The following is a 20,030-nucleotide window of genomic DNA, read 5'->3' as shown; positions in this document are numbered from 1 at the left end:
TCCTCAAACCTTGTCGGAACATGTCTTTACGATCGGGGAATACACGGGGCGCCAGTTTCTCAGCGTGGTTACAATTTCGCAGCCGCATTTATCTGATCACGCCCTTACCAGATAGACGCTGGATGAAGTAGTTGATGGGCCCGCGCAGGACTGAGATGAGCTCCAGGCGTCCAAGGCGTGCCATTTCACGATCCCACTGGTCCGCGGGTTCCTGTCCGAACTGCCGATGCGGCCGACCCAACGAAAGTAAACGACGTACAGCGTGTGGGCTACGCGCGAGAGCCATACGAGCAGTTTGGGGGTTCGTGAGGACTTTTGTAATCCATGCGCCAAGAGCCTTGCCGTAGGCGCATGCCTGGCTTCGCAGCTCGGGAAATTCATCGCGGTGGCGATGCCAAACGATGGCAGAAGGTTGGATTACAATCGAATGGCCCTCCAGAATCACTCGGGTAAACATGTCTATATCCTCTGCACCTCCCGTACGGGTTCCTGCGCCGAATGCGGTGTCAAAACCGCCTATACTAAGTGCAGTTTTCCGCTTGAGCGCAAAATTGGCCCCCGTGCTAAAAGCACCGCTTGTAAATGGGAACATTGGCAAATCAGCAGGGGGTTCGGCGAGTGAAAATATTTTGGGTTCGACGTTTTCTGACCAACTTACGCGGCCGTCGAAGTACGCTTGGTAACGCGAACGCAGCTCACCGCTTGGCACAAGCCCCGACACGCAGGCTGTACCTGGATCCCGTTCGAAGCCTGCCGCAATTTCGCGTAACCAGTCCCTGTCCACGGCAGTATCGTCGTCGGTGAACGCGACTATATCCCCCCTTGCTTCCAGGAGTCCTGTGTTGCGTGCCTGGGCAAGTCCCGGAACAGGTTCTAGGACAAGCTTGAGGCGTGGATCACTAAACTCCTCTCGCACCAGGTCTTGGGTGGCTGAAGTCCGCGATGCGTTATCCACCACGACGACATTAAAGTTGGGATAATCAAGCCTTAGTATCGCGCTAAGCGAGCCCCGCAGGTGCGCGGCACGATCCCTCGTACATACCACGACTGTGATCGGCGGCGTGCTTTTTGTTCCGGCCGGTACCGTTGGCGCTTTGGGTAGCAGAGCCACTTTGGTCCTCAGTGCGGTGCATTCGATCATCCCTTCCGGGGAGTCCACCTCAACAAAGCCTCGAACGGACGACCCCTCACGCACGAGAAGCTTCGCGCGCCGATATCCCTTCGAACCCTGCAGCTTGAACCAGGAGTACTCAAAGATGCTTGCCACGTCTATGGATCCTGTCCACATCGCGCCCGGCCATTCGGGGGGAGTAAGGCCGGACATGGCAGGTGACACCTCGAGGACACCAACTTCAACCGCATCTTGTTTCCCGCCTCGGGATGTATTCATTTTCCTTCCTCCGTCTCCCCTACTGGTTTCACCAGTAAGTCAGCATGTAGCCCTCCATGAGTATGAGCTTGGTGGGCCAGGAAGCGCCCGCGTACATAGCCTGCCGACGTGACCGCAAGGACTGCCATGACTGCTCCGGCCCGGCGTATCCCTTGGGGTTCAGCCCCACGTGCCCAGCCGTACAATCCGGAGAGAACAACGCGCGGCAATACGCTCCGAACATAGCGCCGTTCCGCTCTAAGAGCCCGTTTCTGGCCAACAAGATGACTAACTTGTGCTTTGGAGAGGCCTTCCGACCAGGATCGTGCCAACATGTACCGCAAGGTCCCGCGGTGGGCTGGCACGTGATGGAAAACCAGAGCAGCAGGTTCATAGACTATGCGTGAGCCAAGTTCGCCGCTGGTGGCCCGAATACATAGCTCCGTTTCCTCGCACCCAAGCGGTTGTGCATCTTGTCGTCCCAGAACAGGGCTGAAGCCGCCGACCCGACGAAGAACCTCCAGTCGAAACGACATGTTAGCTCCTATAACGTTACGGACCTGAGACGCGATCCGAGGCAACCCGCGGTGGCTGCACCCCACAATCCAGTCCAGTTCTTCGCCAAAGTAGCCGGGGCGCCCCCTCTCCCAGACCGGTTCAACTCTTCCGCCAACAGCCAAAACATCTGGGTCGTCGTACATGTCTGCCAAACGTTCCAGCCAGTCTGGAGCTGCCAGGGCATCATCGTCCAGAAATGCGACGACATCGGAAGTAGCGATGCTGACTCCCGTGTTTCTCGCGCCAGAGAGGCCCTTCGGCCCTGCGCTTTCTACGAGTGTGACGTCCCGCAGCGTCGCCACAAGCCGCTTGTAGAGGCTCACGTTGTGGTCCACGACAACAATCAGTTGTTGTGGGCAGCGGGTCTGATCCTGGACAGAGTCAATAACGTTTATTAAGAGGTCCCACCGTTCCTGGGTATATGAGCAAATAACGACCGAAATGGTTGGATAACTCGAGGAGCGGGACACGGCTAGACCTCTTTCACGAGTGCTAAGATCGACTGTGGATTTGCAGGCGTGCGTGTACACCGGACGTTTGGGTAGGTGTACTTTACTCTCCGTAATGCCTCCGGTCGGGCCCCTGCCGTGGGAGCATCCCAAACACTACATTCACGTGCCAGCGTGCGGAGTACCCGCCAGCCGTCCCGGAAAGTCTGTAGGTTTGATGCCCCCGAGATACGGGCAAGCTCAACGCTCGGGACCTCTGCAATCCGAAGGCCGGCACGGGCAGCGCGGACGATCAGCTCAGTCTCGATTTCAAAACCGTCAGATTCCAGTTCCAATATGTCGAGGCATTCCCTGCGCAATGCAATGTACCCGTAACAAAGGTCGGAGTAATTGCTGCGAAGCACCGCGTTGGCCAGATTCGTAAGTGCCTTATTTCCGACGTTTCGCAATCGAGTCAGGTCTTCGGACCCGCCTCCGGTGACATATCGTGACCCCTTAACGAAGTCAAAATCATGTTGAAGCGGAGACAGAAACCAGCCAATTTCCTGCGGGTCCATACTGCCGTCGGCGTCCAACATGACAATCAAGTCGCCGGATGCAGCCGCAAACCCGGAACGGACAGCGATACCTTTCCCTTTGCGCGGCTCCACCACAACTACGATGTCAACGCGGAGAGCCTTGGCGACCTCGACAGTCCGGTCTTGCGATCGCCCGTCGACAATAACAACCTCGTCCACATAAGAAGGCATACGGCGCAAAACCCATGGCAGGTTCTTCGCTTCATTCAGCGTGGGTATGACCACGCTGACCGAGGCTGGGATCCTGGGATGATCCACCTTTGAGGGGAAACTTGATGCGTGATTGGGAATGGACACAAAAGTCACCACTTAATCCTTTGGTAGAACCTTTTCGCGCCGACTTCTTGACACATTGGACTTCTATAAACACTGCTTATGGGTTTCTAGAACACAAGGAATATGCGCATTTCTATTTATTCAGCTTTTGCCTATTTCAGCTTGCACTGCTGGAGGTGTATGTTTCATTGGGCCTCTCGAGGTAGCTGGAATGTTGCGATTCGAAGCTACCTAATTCTGAACTAAGCATCCTCACGGGCTCATACGCTTCGGCCACCCTCCGTCTCGCTTGTGCTCCCCGGAAGAGCGCGACTGCTCGTAACCGCTCGGGGGCCATGTAGGGTTTTTCCTTCTGGTCGGCATGCATTCTGACTGCCTGAACTTTTGCCTCCATGTAATCTTCGATGTCGACGAACACGCTCGGATCGAACTCGCGGGTAGCCGAGGGGCTTTCGAAACAGAGGATGGAATGATGCCTGCGAGCAGCCCGCAGGGTTGCGGCGTGAACTGCTTGGTGATCCTGGTGGCTGTCGTGCTGAGAATGCGTCAAAATGATATCCGGATCAAAACGTGCTAGAGCCCCTTCTATGACCTGGATCATCTCTTGCCCGTGAGCGGCGAGATTAGCATCCGCAAATCTGTAATGACGAAGCCCAATCAGCCCGATATAGGACGCTCCCCGAAGTGCTTCTTCAGATCTAGCCTTTCCGTCACCACCTCGCATGCCATCACTCATAACTACAACCTCAACTTCATGGCCAGAATCCACAAATTTAGCCAGCGTCCCGCCACAGGCAAGTTCAATGTCGTCCGGATGGGCACCGATTGCCAAAACTCGGCGTGCATTGCTTGCATGAGTGATAGGAACTCGCCAGAGCACCATCGGGATAACAAGTGCCGTCAACGCCGCAACGGTTGCGGTGAGATGCGCAGATTGCCAATGTCCCTGCAGATCCATGCTGAAAGCAACAACATTTGCAATTAGCAGCAGAGCGGTGATGGTGACCGCTAGCCTTCTTAGTCCTTCGGGGTGGCGAAACCTACGGTGAAGAATCGCTTTTCCAGCCAAGGAAGCCGATAGAAGACCAGCAAGAAGCACAATAAGCAACGGGTAGACGGAAATCACAGAGACACCTCTTTTATCATCTCCATTTAGCCTCGCCGGCGACTTAGGACAATAGCGTCCGCACCACCCACGAGATCACCTACTTTATGCAGGTCCTAAGTGGGCGTCCCGAGTATTTAGTACTCGTATCACTCTCCGTCACTACTTGAAAACAATCAGGAGCCAGCGGGCTAAGACGACAGGAGCCTGCACTGTTCGCGTGAAAAACATTGGCCATCACCTTATCGAGCGGTTCATCAGCGGCGTATAGCCAGGCACGATGGCCCAGAAAAGGCTCTGGCGGCTGGAATGCACTGCAGTACAGGTCTATGTTTGAAGTTATGAGCAAGGTAGCGAGCCAGTACTTTGGAGAGATCGACCTCAATCACGGCAGGGATCACTTCATCGCCGTCAAGCATGAGCTGCGCGGCCACCCGCTGGAACTCGACCTGAACGTCACCGCCCACGACCATTTCGATGAAGCCGCGCTGCGCAAGGTGGACTACCGCCTGCGGTTCCTGCCGGAACTGGTGGACGAGGTCCGCGACATGATTGCCGAGGAGCTCGACCAGGAAGGCACAACCCCGCAGGAATACCTGCACTTCCACTGCAACGCCCTTAAGGATGAGCACCTGCACAAGGTCTTCGGTGTGGAGGACCGCAGCCAGCTCACCAAGGACGTGTTCCTTAAGGCCCTGAAACTGGGACACGTAGGGATTTACCCGGGCCAGCCCGAGCGCTACTTCGTGATGGACTTCACCCTCGGCCAGCACTTTACCGATGAGGTTCTTGTGGCCTCCGCGGACGAGGACGGCGTGGTGGACGACGAGATTCTTTGGGAATCCTGAGCTGATTGCTTAACGGCGGACGGCGGCCGGTCACCTGAAGTGACCGGCCGCCGCGTTTTTAGCTGCGTTTACTTGGCTGCTGCCAGCAGGTTCGCGCGCACCGTCTGGGTTGCCTTGACCAGGTTCCGCAGGGATTCTTCGGTCTCTGCGTAGCCGCGGGTCTTCAGGCCGCAGTCCGGGTTCACCCAGAGCTGGCGGGACGGGACGTGCTTGACGGCGGTTGCCAGCAGCTCGGTGACTTCCTGCTCGCCGGGAACGCGCGGCGAGTGGATGTCGTAGACGCCCGGGCCAACGCCGCGGCCGAAGCCGTGGGACTCCAGGTCGTGGACCACCTCCATGCGGGAGCGGGCGGCCTCAATGGAAGTGACATCCGCGTCCAGCCCGTCAATCGCGTCGATGATCACGCCGAACTCGGAGTAGCAGAGGTGGGTGTGGATCTGGGTGGCGTCCGCAGCGCCGGCGGTGGCCAGGCGGAAGGAGTCCACGGACCACTTCAGGTAGTCCGCGTGGTCAGCCTTGCGCAGCGGGAGGAGTTCGCGGAGTGCAGGCTCGTCCACCTGGATTACCTTGATGCCGGCTGCCTCCAGGTCGGCGATCTCGTCGCGCAATGCCAGGCCAACCTGGTTGGCGGTCTCGGCGAGGGGCTGGTCGTCGCGGACGAAGGACCACGCCAGGATGGTCACCGGGCCGGTGAGCATTCCCTTCATGGGCTTGCTGGTGAGTGACTGCGCGTACTGGGCCCACTCGACGGTGATCGGAGCGCTGCGGGTGACGTCGCCCCAGAGAATGGACGGGCGGGTGCAGCGCGAACCGTAAGACTGGACCCAGCCGTGGACGGTCACGTCGAAGCCTTCGAGGTTCTCGGCGAAGTACTGCACCATGTCGTTGCGCTCGGGCTCGCCGTGCACCAGGACGTCGTAACCGAGCTCTTCCTGCAGGTCCACGACGCGCTTGATCTCGTCCTTCATCAGCTGCCGGTACTGCTTATCGCTCAGCTCGCCCTTGGTGTTGCGGGCCCGGGCGGAGCGGATCTCGGAGGTCTGCGGGAACGAGCCGATGGTGGTGGTGGGCAGCGGCGGCAGGTGGAGCGCCGCTTCCTGGGCTGCTTCGCGGACGGAGTACTCGGAGCGGCTGAAGTCCGCCGCCGTCAACGCTTCGGTGCGGGCCCGTACCTCAGCGCGGCGGACGCCTTCGGCGCCGGCGCGGGAGGCGATGACTGCGGTTGCCTCGTCGATGGCCCCCTTGGCGGAAGCGGGATCGGCCAGGTAAGAGGCGAGGGTCTTGACCTCCACGGCCTTCTGGTCCGAGAACGCGAGCCAGCTGCGGAGCTGCTCGGAGAGCTGGGTTTCCTCGGCAACATCGTGCGGCACGTGCTGGGTGGAGGTGGAGGTGGAGACGGTGACCTTGCCGGCGGCAGCCTTCAAGGCTTCCAGCTTTGCGGCAGACGCGGCGAGATCGTTGCGCCAGATGTTGTGGCCGTCCACGACGCCGGCCACCAGGGTTTTGTTGCCCAGGCCGGCAAGTGCGGCAGCGGAAGGAACGGCGCCCTTGAAGACGTCGATGTGCAGGGCATCGATGTTGGTGGCGCCTAGGGTGCCGAGCTGGTTGTCGAGGGACCCGTAGGGGGTGGAGACGAGGATCTGAGGGCGGTTGGCTGCGCCGGTGAGGACTTCGTAGGCGCGTGCCACGGCTGCCTCGATTTCCGCGGCCGGTGTTTCCTGGTCCACCACGAGGGCAGGCTCGTCAAGCTGGACCCAGCTCGCGCCGGCGGCTGCAAACTTATTGAGCAGCTCGACGTAGACAGGCAGGATGTCTTCGAGGCGGGACAGCGGTGCGAAGCCGGCCGGGGCGTCGTCGGAAGCCTTGGAGAGCAGCAGGTAGGTGACCGGTCCAACTATGTACGGGCGGGTCTCGATGCCGTTGGCGAGAGCGAAGGCAAACTCGTCCACCTTTGCGGTGGAGGCGAGCGTGAATGCGGTCTCCGGACCGATTTCCGGCACCAGGTAGTGGTAGTTGGTGTCGAACCACTTGGTCATTTCCAGCGGTTGTTGTTCCTTGTTGCCGCGGGCAAGGGTGAAGTAGCCGTCGATGTCCAGCTGTCCCTCAGCGTTCAGGAGCTCACCGAAGCGGGCCGGGACCGCGCCGAGGAGGGCCGTGGTGTCCAGGACCTGGTCGTAGTAGGAAAACGTGCCGGGAACGGCGGCGGCTTCGGTCAGCCCGAGCTCCTGCAGGCGCCTGGCGGTGGTCAGCTGGATGGCCTTGGCGGCGGCGTCCAGGGCAGCGGCGTCAATCTTGCCGGCCCAGTAGGCTTCAACGGCCTTCTTGAGTTCGCGGCGGCGGCCGATGCGGGGGTAGCCCAGCAGTGAGGCGGAGGGGAAGGGGGTGTTTTTGGGCGCGGTCAGTTCAGGCATGGAGGTCTCCCGGAAGGTTGGAGCTTGTATGAATGGTCTGTTGAAGGTTCGGCTGAGGCGATGCTCAGCCGGCAAGTTGGCGGGCCGCGATATTCCGGCCGCTGCTGGAATGGGTGCGACGCGGGAGGGCCAGCTTGTCCAGCACCTCGAGGGCGCTCTGGTGTTCATTGAAGGTGTAGAGATGGATGCCCGGCGCCCCCGCCTCGAGGGCGGCGTTGGCCAGGTCCACCGTGGCGTTGACGCCGATGTGGAGCCGGTCCAGATCGCTGTCCGCGGCCGCGAGCCGTTCGATCAGTTCCGGAGCCGGTTCCACACCTGCGAGTTCGCCCAGCCGCTTCAGGCGGCGAAGGCTGGTGAGCGGCATGACACCGGGAATGATCGGGATGGTGACGCCGGCCCGGCGTGCCCGGGTCAGCAGATCCGCATACTGTTCAGCGCGGAAGAACACCTGGGTGATGGCGAAATCGGCGCCGGAACGCTGCTTGGCCAGCAGCACCTCGACGTCGTGCTCCTCGCTGGGCGATTCGGGATGACGCGTGGGATAGGCTGCCACACCCACTGCAATCTTTCCGGCACAGAGGAGGGCCGAACGGCGCTGCTCTACCCGGCGGACGAGTTCAATCAGGTCCTGCGCGTAGCGCAGTGCCCCGGGGGCAGGTTCTCCGCCATCCTTGGGAAGGTCTCCGCGCAGCGCCAGGATACCGCGCACCCCGGTGTCCAGAAGTTCACCGATGATTCCCGCCAGTTCCTGAGGCGTGTTTCCCACGCAGGTCAGGTGGGCCAGCGGCCGGAGGGTGGTTTCCAGCAGCAGTCGGTTGATGAGTTCGACGGCGGTGTCCCGGTTTGAACCGCTGGCACCATAGGTGACCGAGACGTAGTCCGGCTCGGTGGTTTCCAGCTCCCTGATGGTGGTCCAAAGGGTTTCTGCCGCCGCCGGGGAGCGCGGCGGGAACAGCTCGTAGGAGAGGGCGACGGGAGCGGTGTCGGAGAGGTTGGGATGGGTGTCAATAAGGCTTGGTGGTGACATTTGCGTCCTTGGCTTTGGGCCATTGTGGCTGGCCGTCGAAGGCGACGGCTGCCGGCAATGAATTTGAGTTTAGGGAACACACAGGGAAACTCCACAGGACGCAGCCGCGACTGTTACGCCTGGAACGAAGTTCCCCGTGAGCAAATGTCAGGCCCACATGGGGGCACCCACACCCTCCAATCCGGAGGGTCGCTGACACGTTACCGCGGTAACTTGTATAAGACTCTAGGAGCGCCGGTGAGAGCATTCAAGTTGCTTCCCGAATTAAGACGCAGTCTTACGCCCTGTCTTGGAGCCCGGCAGAATATTCTTCGCCGCACTCGCCCTTCCGATCCGGCTCCCGGGTCCTGCCCCAGTCAATGGGACCCCTCCCCATGAAGGGGCGCGAGGTCTATCCTTTTGCCATGAGCGAGCTTCCAGCCAGTTACAAGGAGTTTCTCGCCGACAAAAGCGAGATGTTCATCAGCACTGTGAAGCCTGTCCTGCAGCAATCGGCCGCGGACAAGCTGCACGGTGTCCGGGTTACGTACAACCCCGGATCCACCGGCCACCAGGCCCACCTCGATGACAGCCTCCCCTTCGGTGTGGTGGTCGAGGACATCGACTAGCCGCGCACCGCTCCGGACAGGGCGAAGGAACTGCCGCCACCCCTGGCCACAATGACGTAGAGAGCAAGCACCGGCAGCGAATACACCATCGAGAATGCGGCCAGCTGGCCGTACGCCACTGCGCCATGCTGTCCAAAGAAACTGAAGATGGACACCGCTGCCGGCTGCCGTGCCTCGGACAGGAGCAGCACGAACGGGACAAAGAAGTTCCCCCAGGCCTGGATGAACACGAAGATGAACACCACCCCCAGCCCCTGCTTCATCAGCGGCAGGACAATGGTGCGCAGTGCGGTCATCCGCGACGCGCCGTCCACCCAGGCTGCCTCTTCCAGCGACACCGGCACCCCGTCCATGAAGTTCCGGGTCATCCAGATGGCCATGGGCAGGGCGGTGGTGGCCATGAACAGGATGGTGGCCGGCATCGAGTCCAGGAGCTCGAACTGGACGAAAAGCCCGTACACCGGCACCATGATGGCGGTAATGGGCAGGCAGGTGCCAAAGAGGATGGTGTACATGAACGGCCGGTTGAACCGTGAGCTGTACCGGGACAGCGGGTAGGCGGCGAGGACTGCCGCCACCAGGGTCACCGCGGCCGTTCCCCCGGAGAGCACCGCACTGTTCCAGAGCGGCCGGAGCAGCAGTTCCGGAGTTGCGATGGCGGCGAAGTTGCCCAGGCCCGGCGCAGCAGGAAATTGGAGCTCATGTCCGGCCCTGGTGTCCAGCGAAGCCAGGATGAGCCACAGCAGGGGCAGCAGGAAGGAGGCGCCGATCAGCAGCAGCACTGCGTCGGCCGGCGTGCTGCTCCTGCCGGGCCGGGCTGTGGCGCCCGTGCCGGCAGGAAGCGGACGGGCTGTCCTGGCGGTGGCGGTCATGACCTGGAATCCTTCAGCAGCCGGATGTACACCAGTCCGAAGGCGGCGCCGATAAGGATGAGCACCGACGCCACAGCCGTCCCGTAGCCAATGTCTCCGAACTTGAACGCCTCAAGGTAGGCGAGGACCGGCAGCGTGGTGCTGGCGTTGGCGGGTCCGCCGGCGGTCATGACCCACACGAGCGTGAACACGGCAAGGGTCTGCAGCGTGACCAGCATCAGGTTGGTGGTGATGCTCCCCCGGATCATGGGCAGGGTGATGAAGGCGAGCCGCTGCCAGCCGTGTGCCCCGTCCATCTGGGCAGCTTCGGTCACCTCGGCCGGGACGTCGTTCAGTGCCGCCCGGTAGACGAGCATGGAAAACGCGGTCCCCCTCCACACGTTGGCAAGCATGATGGCCATCATGGGAAAGGCGTACAGCCAGTCCTGCCCGCCGAGTCCCAGGACGCGCAGCAGCTGGTTCAGGGTGCCGTCGCCGCTGAAGTAGGCATAGGCGGCAAAGGCCGCCACGATCTCCGGAAGTACCCAGGCGGCCACCACAGTGGTTCCGACGACGGCGGACACCGCCGGCCGTGCCCGGCGCATCAGCAGGGCCAGGACCAGCCCGAGCAGGTTCTGGCCCAGCACGGCGGAGCCTGCCACGAACATTACGGTGAGCAGGAGGGAGAGCGGGAACACCGGATCGGCCAGCAGCCGCTGGTAGTTGTCCAGGCCTACCCAGGAAGGGTCGCGCGCGCTGCGGCCGGTGAGGCCGGCATTGGTGAAGGAGGCGTTGAAGGCCCAGAACACCGGGCCGGCCAGGAAGACGAGCAGGAGCAGGACAGCGGGGAGGACCGGCAGGTACCGAATCAGTTGCCTTGCCGCCGCGGGAACAGGCACGGGCTACTTCCGGATGGTCTTGTCGCTGCCGACGATCTCCGTGACTGCGGCATCATAATCTGCCGCTGCCTCTTCCGGTGACCGGCTGCCGGTGATGACAGCCTCGGTGGCTTCCTGGACGGCAGCGGAAATCCGGGGATAGTCGGATGTTGCAGGACGGTAGCGCGTTACCGACACGAGTTCGGAAACTTCCTTGACGAAGGGATGGCCGCCCAGGTAGCCGGGGTCAGCGGCGACGTCCTGCCGGACCGCAATCTGCGAGCTCTCAACGGTGAAAGCCAGGGAGTTCTTCTCGTTCAATGCAGTGGTAAGGAAGCTGAACGCGAGGTCCGGGTCCTTGGTGCTTGCCCCGAGAGCCAGTGTCCAGCCGCCGGACATGCTCACCGCACCCGGATCCTGGCCGTCACGCGTGGGGAAAGGGGCGACGCCCATGTCCTGTTCGTAGCCCGGCCATTCGTAGCTTCCGCCTTCCTGCCAGAACGACGGCGCGTAGGAACCTTCCACAGTGGCTCCGAGCTTGGCATTCGGGAACCACTCGCCAAACACTTTTTTCCAAATGTTGGCGTCCAGGGCTTCGGCCGGAGAAACCGCCAACTGCTCGTCATAGAGTGTCTTCAGGAAAGCCAGCGAGTCGGTGAAACCGGCAGAGCCCACCACCCATTTCCCGGCTTCTTCGTCGTAAAGCTCCGCGCCGGTTCCATACAACAGCTCATAGAAGCCCTGCATGACGGTGCCCTCGCCGGTGCCCTTGCCGGCGTACATGTTAAAGGGCACTACTCCGGGGTCATTGGCCTTGATCTTCCGTGCCGCGTCCAGGATGTCCTGCCAGCTCCGCGGCTCCCACGGGACGCTGATCCCGGCGTTCGTGAAGACTTTCTTGTTGTACCAGATGGCCCGGGTATCGGTACCCAGCGGCACTGCGTATGTGCCGCCGTCGTCCGCCCGCCCTGCCGCCTTGGCGCCGTCGTCGAACTTGTCCCAGTCCTCCCAGCCCTGAAGGTGGCTGTCCAGCTTCAGGAGGTAGCCGGCGTCCACGTCGGAGCGGACTTTGAAGGTGTCCTCGTAAAAGACGTCGGGCGCGGTGGACGGTGAGCGCAGGGCGAGGGCCAGCTTGGTGCCGTAGTCGTCATCGTTGGCCTGGATGGGCTGCAGTTCGACGCTCACGCCCTGGTTTGCCGCCTCGAATTCCTGTTTCGCCGCGTGGAGCATGGTGTCCAGGGCAGTGAAGGAGTCCGTTTTCTGGTACGCCACTTTCAGGGTTTTTGAAGCGTCCCCGGGATCGTCCGGGCTGCACGCCGTCAGGACAACCGCTGCCGCGGCGATCAGGGACATGGTCTTCAGGGCCCGGCAGCGCATGGTGCTCCATTCGGTCAATGGCTGCGGCGCCCCTATGTCAGCGGGTCCCCAGCCGCGGCAATACGCAAAGCCTAGATGGACGGCCTTCGGCAAGCAAGCCGGAAACGCCGTTTCAGCAGTTCAGCTTTCCAAAAGCAGCCGCTGGGCGCGCGGGGCCAGCGTGTGCTCCAGCACCAGGGAGGCAGCCCCGATGGCGCCAACGTCATCCCCCACCCCGGTGCCCACCACCTCGATGGGATGGATGAGGCGGGTGTCGCTGTGGGCGTCCAGCAGCGCCGGAATTTTATCCAGGTAGCGCCCGGCAAGGCGGCTCCAAAACGGCCCGCCAAACACCACCCGCTCCACGTCCAGGGTATTGGTGACCACGGACGCTGCCCGCGCCACGAGCACCGCCGATTTGTCGATGATGCCCAGCGCCTGTTCGTTTCCCTCGTCCGCGAGGTCGCACAGCCGGGAAAAACTCTGCTGGATTTCCGCGCCGCTGTTGCCTCCACGCGAGCCTTCCAGAATGCCTGCAGCTTGCGCCTGCGCCACCAACACCTGCGGGATGCAGGTGGCTTTCACACAGCCGCGGAGGCCGCAGTCGCATGGGGGGCCGTCCGGGTCCACCACGACGTGGCCGATCTCGCCGGCGTTCCCTGAGGTGCCCCGGACCACCTCGTCATTGAGCACGATCCCGCAGCCAATGCCGGTGCCCATGTACATGAAGATGAAGCTGCCGGAGCCGCTGGCACCGCCTGCCCATGTCTCGGCGACGGCTGCACTGGTGACGTCCTTGTCCATCAGCACCGAATATCCGGTGGCCTCCGAAAGGGCGGTGCGCAGTTCCACCCGGTCCCAGCCAGGAAGCAGCGGCGGATCCACCACGGTGCCGTTGTCCAGGTCGATGGGGCCGGGCGCGGCGAGGCCCAGGCCTGAAATCCTGTCGTGGTCCACGCCGGAATCCGCCACCAGCTGGGCAATTTCGTCGGCAATGGTGGCGATGACGGCAGAAGGGTCATTGCCGCCGGGGGTCTTGATCCGGGAGTGCCGTACCACTGCCCCCACCAGGTCAAGGACCACGAAGGTGGTGACGGCGGGGTCGAGGTGGACGCCGAGGGCGAAGACGCCGCCGGGATTGAGCCGCAGGATGGTGCGGGGCTTGCCGGGGCCGCTGCCTTCCTTGCCGGCTTCCACAATGAGGTTCTGATCCAGGAGGCGGCGGGAGATGTTGGAGATGGTTTGCGGCGACAGGCCCACGATCTGTGCCAGCTCCACCCGGCTCAGTCCCCCGGAGGACCTGCGGATGGCGTCCAGGATCACCGTGAGGTTGAAGTCCCCCATCCGGGGCAGGTTGGTTCCGCGCCTCGGTGAGGATTGGCGGATCTCAGTCACAGCGTCCCCTAAACGTCGTCCCCCAAGTACTTATGGTGATGCTTGAATCGTACGTTACGCCGGGGCCCAGACCCACATGCCGGAACGACGGCGCGGCGCAGGACGGGTGCCGCTCCTTCCGCCCGTTCCGCAGGGGCAGGAGCTCGCCCGCAGCGGTGCTTACGCCGGATCACCTGGGGCTGCGGCGGGTGCTGAGGGTCACCGTGAACTTGGGGTTCCGTCCCTTCACAGAGGTGGGTCCCACCTGCCGTTCCAGCGCCGGCAGGTAGGGCAGGTGCCTGTTGAACACCGTCCAAAGCTCGCCGTGCGGCACCAGCACCCGGCCTGCCGCTTCGATCAGCTTCAGGCCTGCCCCCGCGTGCACGCCGGCTCCCACGTGGAATGGCGGGTTGAGCAGGACCAGGTCCACGCTGCCGTCCGCCATGGTACCCAGGGCGTCGTCCTGGAGGACCGTAATCTGCTCCTCCAGTCCGTTGGCACGTGCCGTCGCCTGCGCCGACGCCACTGCGGCTGCTGACTGGTCGGTGGCGGTCACAGCGGAGGCGGGGTGCCGGCGTGCATACATGGCGGCGAGGATCCCGGTGCCGCAGCCGAGGTCCACGGCGTGCCGGGCCTCCTTCATCTCCGGAAGGAACGTCAGCAGGAACCGGGTACCGATGTCCAACCTGGTTCCGGCGAAGACGGCCCCGTGCGCAGCCACGTTCAGGTCCAGCTCAGCGATGTGCTCCATCACCGGGTACCGTTCCGGCCGGCTGTCCCCCTGCGGTTCACTGGCCAGGATCACGCGTGATTTCTGCCTGGCGAGCTGCGGCTGGACGGAGCCGAAGTGACGTTCCAGAACCGCGTTCATGCCAAGGGACATGTGCTTTACCCGGCCCCCGGCCAAAAGTTTTACGTCAGATGCCGCATGCCTGGCCACCGCGGCAGCGATCTCGTCCAGTTCCGCGAGGGTCTTGGGCAGCTGCAAAAGCACCGTCTGCGCGCCGGCCAGGAGGTCCGGCCCGAACGGCAGCTGCGTGAAGCCGGGTTCCACTCCCGTCCCCCTGCCCGCCGTGCCTGCTGTGGTGCCAGGCAGGACAGCGGCCTGACGGAGCGCAGCCGCGTTGAGCTGGAGCGCACGTTCACCCGTGATGAGGTCCTGATGCACACGCACGGCACCGGGGCTAAGGGTGGCAAGAGTGCCGAGGGTCAGGGCGCCGTAGCGATCCCCCACGACGGCCACTGTGCTCCCGCTGCGCACGACTCCCGCAGCTGTTTCCAGCAGGAGGCGGTCCGTGGCGTCCCATGCCTGCAGGTTCGCAGCTTCGACGTCGGGCCGCCGCCTGAGGGCGCCGAAGACGTGCTCAAGGGTGTCTGATGCCAACTGTTCCTGCCGCTTTCTTTTCTGCTTGTGATTGTGCCGCTGCCGCATCCCGCGGCTGTCGCGCCGGTCGGTGCTCAGCCCCAGATTGCCGGTGCCGCTGTCGGATCGATCCCTGGCAGTTTCAGGATGGCGGACACCGCCGCGCGTCCTGCCAGGTTGGCGCCGATAGTGGACGACGACGGGCCGTATCCCACCAGATGGACGCGAGGTTCCTGCGCCACCTGTGTTCCATCCATGAGTATGCCGCCACCGGGTCCCCGCAGGTGCAATGGTGCGAGGTGTTCGATCTCCGGGCGGAATCCGGTGGCCCATAGGAGGACATCCGCCGGCAGGAATCCGCCATCGGCCAGCCGGACGCCATGGGGCTCTATGGACGTGAACATCGGCTTGCGGTCGAGTACACCCCTGGCAGCGGCGGACCTGAGCGTCGGCGTCCAGATCAGCCCGGTCACCGAAACCCCGCTCTGCGGCGGCAGTCCCCGGCGGACCCGCTCCTCCACCAGGGCCACGGCGTCGTGTCCTGCCTTCGCGTCGAACTCCTCCTCGCGCCACACCGGTTCCCGGCGGGTGAACCAGCTTGTGGTCGTGACGCGCGAGATCTCATCGAGGAGGCCTACGGCGGAGATGCCGCCGCCCACCACTGTCACGTGCCGGCCTGTGAACTCATCTGCCGAGACGTAGTCCGCCACATGCAGCTGCCGCCCGCGGAACGTTGACTGGCCGGGATAGAGTGGCCAGAAGGGGCGGGTCCACGTTCCAGTGGCGTTGATGACAGCCCGGGCTGTCCAATCACCGCGGGACGTACTGACCACCAGCCGGCCGTCAGGGTCGTCGTCCTCGCGGCTGACGGACGTCACCTTGACCGGGCGCTGGACGGCCAGGCCCAGTTCCTCTTCATAGCCGCCAAAATACCGGGTCAGGAACTCCGAGCTGGGCTCCCGGGGATTTACTGCAGGCTTGGCGATGCCCGGCAGGTCGCTGATGCCGTTGACTGTTTCCATTCGCAGGCTCTTCCAGCGGTGGCGCCACGCACCTCCGGGGCCGCTCTCGGCGTCGAGAACTACGTAGTCCAGGCCCCGGCGCTGGAGGTGGTAGGCAGCGGAAAGCCCGGCCTGACCGGCGCCGATGACCACGACGTCGGTTCGGGCAGAATTCACTCCCCCATGATAGTCGCGCCGGGGGTTCCGGCCTTAGTCTTGGCCCATGGCGACGGGAGGAGCATCATGACGGCAGGCAAGGTCACAGGCAGAGGCAAGGGCTCAGGCACAGGCACAGGGAACGGGAAGGCGGCGCGGTTGGCCAAGGCGTTGGCAGTTGTCCTGGGTACCCCGGAGATACCATTGCGCTTGCGGGCGTGGGATGGTTCGGAGGCAGGGCCGGAGGGGGCTCCCATCCTGGAGTTCCGGTCCCGGCGCGCGCTGCGCCGGATCCTGTGGTCCCCGGGCCAGCTGGGCCTGAGCCGGGCCTACGTGGCCGGCGACATCGACTCTCCGGGAAACATCTTCGCTGCATTCAGTGCGTTGAGCTCCGCCGGCAAGTTCGCCGAGCCTGGCCCCTTCCGACCGTTGACGGCTGCCGAAATCTGGACGCTGCTGCGCACCGCCGTCCGGCTGGGAGCCCTTGGCCCCAATCCCGCACCTCCACCGGAAGAGGCCAGGGTCGTCCGCAAGGGACGGCTGCACTCGCGCCGCCGTGACGTGGCGGCCATCTCCCATCATTACGATGTGGGCAATGAATTTTACGCCCTGGTGCTGGGGCCGTCGATGGTCTATTCCTGTGCCGTATGGCCAGAGGCAGGCTACGGCAGCGAACGCACTGACGGAAGCCACAGCCTCGCCGTCGGCCTGGACGCTGCCCAGGAGGCAAAGCTTGACCTCGTGTGCCGCAAGCTGGGGCTTCGGCCGGGGATGCGGGTCCTGGACGTAGGCTGCGGCTGGGGCAGCTTTGCCCTGCACGCGGCCGGGAAGTACGGGGCAACGGTCGTGGGAGTGACCCTATCCACCGAGCAGGCAATCCTCGCCCGGAAACGGGCGGCAGACGCAGGGCTGACAGAACGGGTGGATATCCGCGTACAGGATTACCGGGACGTCCTCGACGGGCCCTTCGATGCCATCAGCTCCATCGGAATGTCCGAGCATGTGGGGCGGGAGCAAACCGCCGGGTACGCCGCCGCGCTGCTCGGCCTGCTGAAGCCGGGCGGACGGCTGCTGAACCACGCGATTTCCTGGAATGCAGGCCCCACCAAGCCGGATCCGGACTCCTTCATTCCCCGCTATGTCTTTCCGGACGGGGAGATGATCAGCCTTGGCGAGATGGTGTCGGCCCTGGAAACTGCCGGGTTTGAAATTCTTGACGTGGAGGCGCTGCGGCAACACTATGCGCTGACCCTGCGCGCCTGGGTCAGCAGGCTGGAGGACAACTGGGACCAGGCCGTCCAGCTGACCAGCCAGGGGCGGGCAAGGGTATGGCGGCTGTACATGGCCTCCAGCGCCCTGGGCTTTGAAAACGGCCTCACCGGCGTGAACCAGGTCCTGGTCCAACGGCCGGGAGGCGAACAGCCACCGCTGCGCCGGACGGCCTGGCTGTAACGGGCGCCCGGAGTTAAACCGAAAGGGACGGTCCCTTGGGGACCGTCCCTTTCGTACACTATGCAGTGCATCTTCCGGTGGAGCTGAGGGGACTCGAACCCCTGACCCCCTGCATGCCATGCAGGTGCGCTACCAGCTGCGCCACAGCCCCGTACTTTGCCGCTTCCGGACCGACTCCCCGGAGCAACCCGACCAGCCTAATGCACTTTCGTCCGCGGCGCCAATCGGCGCTCCGGCCCTGTCGACTCAACGGCCCGTTCTCCAAGAACCCACTCCTGCTGTTGTGCCCGCTGCACACAGCCGGCACAACAAAAAAGCCCGCCGGAATCATACGATTCCGGCGGACTTCCCGGTGGAGCTGAGGGGACTCGAACCCCTGACCCCCTGCATGCCATGCAGGTGCGCTACCAGCTGCGCCACAGCCCCGGATTGTTGCTGCCCTTGAAGAACTTTTTTCGGGCTTCCCCGAAGCAACTCAAATATCTTAGAACAGCAATTCCAAAAATTCCAAATCGGGCATATTCCCCGTGGTGACGCGAATTTACTCGTTCTCGGACACAGCAGCGGCCTTGGCCGAGGCGTCGTCTCCAAGCTGCAGGTCCACTACCGGGCAGTCCTTCCACAGGCGTTCCAGTGCGTAGAACACACGGTCCTCCTCGTGCTGGACGTGGATGACGATGTCCGAGTAATCGAGCAGTACCCAGCGGCCGCCGGAACGGCCTTCGCGGCGGACGGGCCGCAGGTCCTGCTTCAGGAGCTCCTCCTCGATCCCGTCAACGATGGCGTTGACCTGGCGTTCGCTGGGGGCCGATGCGATAAGGAAGACGTCAGCCAGGGCGAGCCGCTCGCTGACATCCAGGGCAACAATGTCCTGGGCAATTTTGTCCGCAGCTGCCTTGGCGGCGGTGCGGGCTATGGCGAGGGATGATTCCGATGCAGTCACGTGACTCCTTGTTGGGTGAGAAAATGTACGGCCGGCCGCAGCAGTCAGCTGGACATGCCGCTGATGATCAGGAGGATCCCCGAGATCAGGGCCACCACTCCGAATGCCAGGATGGAGAGCTGCAGGACCCTGTTCCGCTTTGCCCGGGCCAGTCCTGCAGTGGCTGCGTCCAGGGGTTCCAGCCCATAGGCGGAGCTGGCGGGAACGCGCGGCAGCTCCTCGAAAAGGTCCTCTCCGACGCTCTCTTCCGTCCGCAGTGTCTGCGGGCGGGCAGCCGCCCGCGCAGCAGCTTCAGCCCTGGCAATGACGTTGGAACGGCCTGACGCGGCGTCCGCGGGAGCAGGGCGCTTGGGCGCTGAGGGGCGCGGCTTCCTGGTGGCGGACGGCGTCACCTTGGTTCCGGGACGGGTAGTCACCGGCACGTGCGAGGTGGCAGGCCGTTTCATGACAGGCCGGTCAATTCCTGGAACCTGCACGAACTCCAGCGGGGTGACCATGGCCAGGTTGTTGGCCGTGGAGGGACCCGGCCGCTGACCTGCACCCGGGGCTGTGCTACTGCGCTGGTCCTTCTTACCCGCTTCCCGGCCAGGGGCCGGGGCAGGATCCTTGGCAGGCAGTGGAGCCCCCGCCTGCTCTGCCAGTTTCTGCTTGGCCATGGCGCGGCGGTTCATGACGGCCGCCCGTTCGGCCAGTGCAATCTGCTCAGCCAGGATCTCCGGATCAACAGCTTCCGGGTCCAGGGAGGCGATGTGCTCCATCTTGGCAATCTGGTTCTTGGCCTGCTCTGCGATCAGCGCCCGCGCCGCCAAGGCCTGCTCCACCGTCATGCCTTCGGGAGCCGGGGAACCCGCTCCAAGCTGGGAGGGGAGCTTGCCGTCCTGGGACCCGGCCTCCCCGGCGCCGTCGCCCTTCTTCCCTCCGGACCGGGGCTTGCTCTTTCGCGGTTCCGCCGGAGCGCCAGAGGCCGCAGGGGCGGCGGGAGCTGAAGCCGGTGCGGAATCCGAAGCACCGGAAGCAGGGGGGACAATCGGATTGGCGGCAGTCAGCGCCTGTTCCTTGAGCTGCTGCAGGCGTAGCTGGCGGCGGGTGGGCGGCCCTCCGGCAGCAAGCTGGCCCTCCTTTTCCTCCAGCTCCTTGATGGTGCGAAGGGCTGCCCGGTCACGTGCCCGGATCTGGGAGGACCGCTGGGCGGCGGCCTGCCCGGCCGCGGCGCCGGCTGCCCGGGGCCCCGGCGGCGTTGCAGCAGGCGGCGTTCCTGCCGGCCGCGTTGCCGCAGGCGTGGTTGCGACGGAAGGCTTGGCATCCGTCGACTTTGCGGCAGGGGAAACTTGTTCCGCGCCCGTAGGCACGGAGGCCTGCTGGGCATCCCTGGCCTTCCGTAGTTCCCGGCGGCTGCGGATGGGGGGCTGTTCCTGACTCATTGAGAA

The 20,030-nt window shown here is 63.6% G+C and carries 17 protein-coding genes and 2 tRNA genes; 3 read left to right on the top strand and 16 right to left on the bottom strand.

Going from position 1 to position 20,030, the window contains the following annotated elements; genetic code table 11:
- Positions 1–88: 88 nt before the first annotated feature.
- The 4 genes from FDW81_RS14665 to FDW81_RS14650 all read right to left on the bottom strand — a co-directional run bounded on the left by FDW81_RS14665 (position 89) and on the right by FDW81_RS14650 (position 4,356).
- The gene (locus FDW81_RS14665; protein WP_138134956.1) at positions 89–1,390 is read right to left on the bottom strand and encodes a glycosyltransferase family 2 protein; all 1,302 of its coding nucleotides are present in this window, start codon (positions 1,388–1,390) and stop codon (positions 89–91) included.
- Positions 1,387–2,397 (bottom strand): glycosyltransferase family 2 protein, encoded by a 1,011-nt coding sequence (locus tag FDW81_RS14660; protein ID WP_240720311.1) that lies wholly within the window; start codon positions 2,395–2,397, stop codon positions 1,387–1,389. Before FDW81_RS14660 ends, FDW81_RS14665 begins: the two co-directional genes overlap by 4 nt.
- Before the next feature lie 2 nt (positions 2,398–2,399).
- Positions 2,400–3,260 carry a glycosyltransferase family 2 protein gene (locus FDW81_RS14655; RefSeq protein WP_240720308.1) on the bottom strand — a complete coding sequence of 287 codons (861 nt, stop codon included), beginning with the start codon at positions 3,258–3,260 and terminating at the stop codon, positions 2,400–2,402.
- A gap of 127 nt (positions 3,261–3,387) precedes the next feature.
- Entirely contained in the window at positions 3,388–4,356 is a 969-nt protein-coding gene (locus tag FDW81_RS14650) for a PIG-L deacetylase family protein (protein ID WP_138134955.1), read from the bottom strand.
- A 320-nt stretch (positions 4,357–4,676) separates the two neighbouring features.
- On the opposite strand from FDW81_RS14650, the gene FDW81_RS14645 reads away from it, so the two are divergent.
- Positions 4,677–5,183 carry a DUF2004 domain-containing protein gene (locus FDW81_RS14645; protein WP_138134954.1) on the top strand — a complete coding sequence of 169 codons (507 nt, stop codon included), beginning with the start codon at positions 4,677–4,679 and terminating at the stop codon, positions 5,181–5,183.
- 68 nt (positions 5,184–5,251) lie between these two features.
- On the opposite strand, the gene metE is transcribed toward FDW81_RS14645, so the two are convergent.
- Both metE and FDW81_RS14635 read right to left on the bottom strand, forming a co-directional pair.
- On the bottom strand, positions 5,252–7,594 hold the full coding sequence (gene metE / locus FDW81_RS14640; protein WP_138134953.1) for a 5-methyltetrahydropteroyltriglutamate--homocysteine S-methyltransferase: 2,343 nt from the start codon (positions 7,592–7,594) through the stop codon (positions 5,252–5,254).
- Positions 7,595–7,658: 64 nt separating this feature from the next.
- A complete protein-coding gene (locus FDW81_RS14635) occupies positions 7,659–8,621 on the bottom strand; it encodes a methylenetetrahydrofolate reductase (protein WP_138134952.1) in 963 nt (320 codons plus the stop codon).
- Positions 8,622–9,025: 404 nt separating this feature from the next.
- Between FDW81_RS14635 and FDW81_RS14630 the strand changes: the two genes are divergently transcribed.
- Positions 9,026–9,229: a hypothetical protein gene (locus tag FDW81_RS14630; protein WP_240720306.1), complete on the top strand. Its 204-nt coding sequence runs from the start codon at positions 9,026–9,028 to the stop codon at positions 9,227–9,229.
- Here FDW81_RS14630 and FDW81_RS14625 read toward each other — a convergent pair.
- From FDW81_RS14625 to FDW81_RS14600, 6 genes are all read right to left on the bottom strand, one after another.
- Positions 9,226–10,101, bottom strand: a complete 876-nt coding sequence (locus FDW81_RS14625; RefSeq protein ID WP_138134951.1) for a carbohydrate ABC transporter permease — start codon at positions 10,099–10,101, stop codon at positions 9,226–9,228. The genes FDW81_RS14630 and FDW81_RS14625 overlap by 4 nt on opposite strands.
- Positions 10,098–10,979, bottom strand: coding sequence for a carbohydrate ABC transporter permease (locus tag FDW81_RS14620; RefSeq protein ID WP_138134950.1), 882 nt, complete (start codon positions 10,977–10,979; stop codon positions 10,098–10,100). The genes FDW81_RS14625 and FDW81_RS14620 overlap by 4 nt, the downstream gene beginning before the upstream one ends.
- Positions 10,980–10,982: 3 nt before the next feature.
- Positions 10,983–12,335 carry an extracellular solute-binding protein gene (locus tag FDW81_RS14615; RefSeq protein WP_138134985.1) on the bottom strand — a complete coding sequence of 451 codons (1,353 nt, stop codon included), beginning with the start codon at positions 12,333–12,335 and terminating at the stop codon, positions 10,983–10,985.
- A gap of 120 nt (positions 12,336–12,455) precedes the next feature.
- Positions 12,456–13,658 (bottom strand): ROK family transcriptional regulator, encoded by a 1,203-nt coding sequence (locus tag FDW81_RS14610; RefSeq protein ID WP_138134984.1) that lies wholly within the window; start codon positions 13,656–13,658, stop codon positions 12,456–12,458.
- A 220-nt stretch (positions 13,659–13,878) separates the two neighbouring features.
- Entirely contained in the window at positions 13,879–15,072 is a 1,194-nt protein-coding gene (locus FDW81_RS14605) for a methyltransferase (protein ID WP_240720305.1), read from the bottom strand.
- Positions 15,073–15,146: 74 nt separating this feature from the next.
- Positions 15,147–16,229, bottom strand: a complete 1,083-nt coding sequence (locus FDW81_RS14600; RefSeq protein ID WP_138134948.1) for an FAD-dependent oxidoreductase — start codon at positions 16,227–16,229, stop codon at positions 15,147–15,149.
- Between the two features lie 66 nt (positions 16,230–16,295).
- On the opposite strand from FDW81_RS14600, the gene FDW81_RS14595 reads away from it, so the two are divergent.
- On the top strand, positions 16,296–17,660 hold the full coding sequence (locus FDW81_RS14595; protein WP_205754623.1) for a class I SAM-dependent methyltransferase: 1,365 nt from the start codon (positions 16,296–16,298) through the stop codon (positions 17,658–17,660).
- 78 nt (positions 17,661–17,738) lie between these two features.
- Here the strand turns inward: FDW81_RS14595 and FDW81_RS14590 are convergent.
- The 4 genes from FDW81_RS14590 to FDW81_RS14575 form a co-directional block, all read right to left on the bottom strand.
- Positions 17,739–17,811: transfer RNA gene (locus FDW81_RS14590), tRNA-Ala, on the bottom strand.
- 202 nt (positions 17,812–18,013) lie between these two features.
- Positions 18,014–18,086: transfer RNA gene (locus FDW81_RS14585), tRNA-Ala, on the bottom strand.
- Positions 18,087–18,201: 115 nt separating this feature from the next.
- A complete protein-coding gene (gene rsfS, locus FDW81_RS14580) occupies positions 18,202–18,603 on the bottom strand; it encodes a ribosome silencing factor (RefSeq protein ID WP_138134947.1) in 402 nt (133 codons plus the stop codon).
- A gap of 44 nt (positions 18,604–18,647) precedes the next feature.
- Entirely contained in the window at positions 18,648–20,024 is a 1,377-nt protein-coding gene (locus FDW81_RS14575) for a hypothetical protein (protein ID WP_138134946.1), read from the bottom strand.
- Between the last annotated feature and the right edge of the window lie 6 nt (positions 20,025–20,030).

Source organism: Pseudarthrobacter sp. NamB4 (assembly GCF_005796185.1).
Taxonomy (GTDB): Bacteria; Actinomycetota; Actinomycetes; order Actinomycetales; family Micrococcaceae; genus Arthrobacter.
Note: the sequence above shows the minus strand (reverse complement) of the source record. Positions and strands in the feature narration are given on the sequence as shown.

Excerpts from the sequence above, each read along its gene's own strand:
- FDW81_RS14645 (WP_138134954.1), top strand. The coding sequence starts at position 4,677 with ATGAGCAAGGTAGCGAGCCAGTACTTTGGAGAGATCGACCTCAATCAC.
- FDW81_RS14610 (WP_138134984.1), bottom strand. The coding sequence starts at position 13,658 with ATGGGGGACTTCAACCTCACGGTGATCCTGGACGCCATCCGCAGGTCC.
- FDW81_RS14665 (WP_138134956.1), bottom strand. The coding sequence starts at position 1,390 with ATGAATACATCCCGAGGCGGGAAACAAGATGCGGTTGAAGTTGGTGTC.
- FDW81_RS14635 (WP_138134952.1), bottom strand. The coding sequence starts at position 8,621 with ATGTCACCACCAAGCCTTATTGACACCCATCCCAACCTCTCCGACACC.
- FDW81_RS14625 (WP_138134951.1), bottom strand. The coding sequence starts at position 10,101 with ATGACCGCCACCGCCAGGACAGCCCGTCCGCTTCCTGCCGGCACGGGC.
- metE (WP_138134953.1), bottom strand. The coding sequence starts at position 7,594 with ATGCCTGAACTGACCGCGCCCAAAAACACCCCCTTCCCCTCCGCCTCA.
- FDW81_RS14595 (WP_205754623.1), top strand. The coding sequence starts at position 16,296 with ATGACGGCAGGCAAGGTCACAGGCAGAGGCAAGGGCTCAGGCACAGGC.
- FDW81_RS14630 (WP_240720306.1), top strand. The coding sequence starts at position 9,026 with ATGAGCGAGCTTCCAGCCAGTTACAAGGAGTTTCTCGCCGACAAAAGC.
- FDW81_RS14615 (WP_138134985.1), bottom strand. The coding sequence starts at position 12,335 with ATGCGCTGCCGGGCCCTGAAGACCATGTCCCTGATCGCCGCGGCAGCG.
- FDW81_RS14575 (WP_138134946.1), bottom strand. The coding sequence starts at position 20,024 with ATGAGTCAGGAACAGCCCCCCATCCGCAGCCGCCGGGAACTACGGAAG.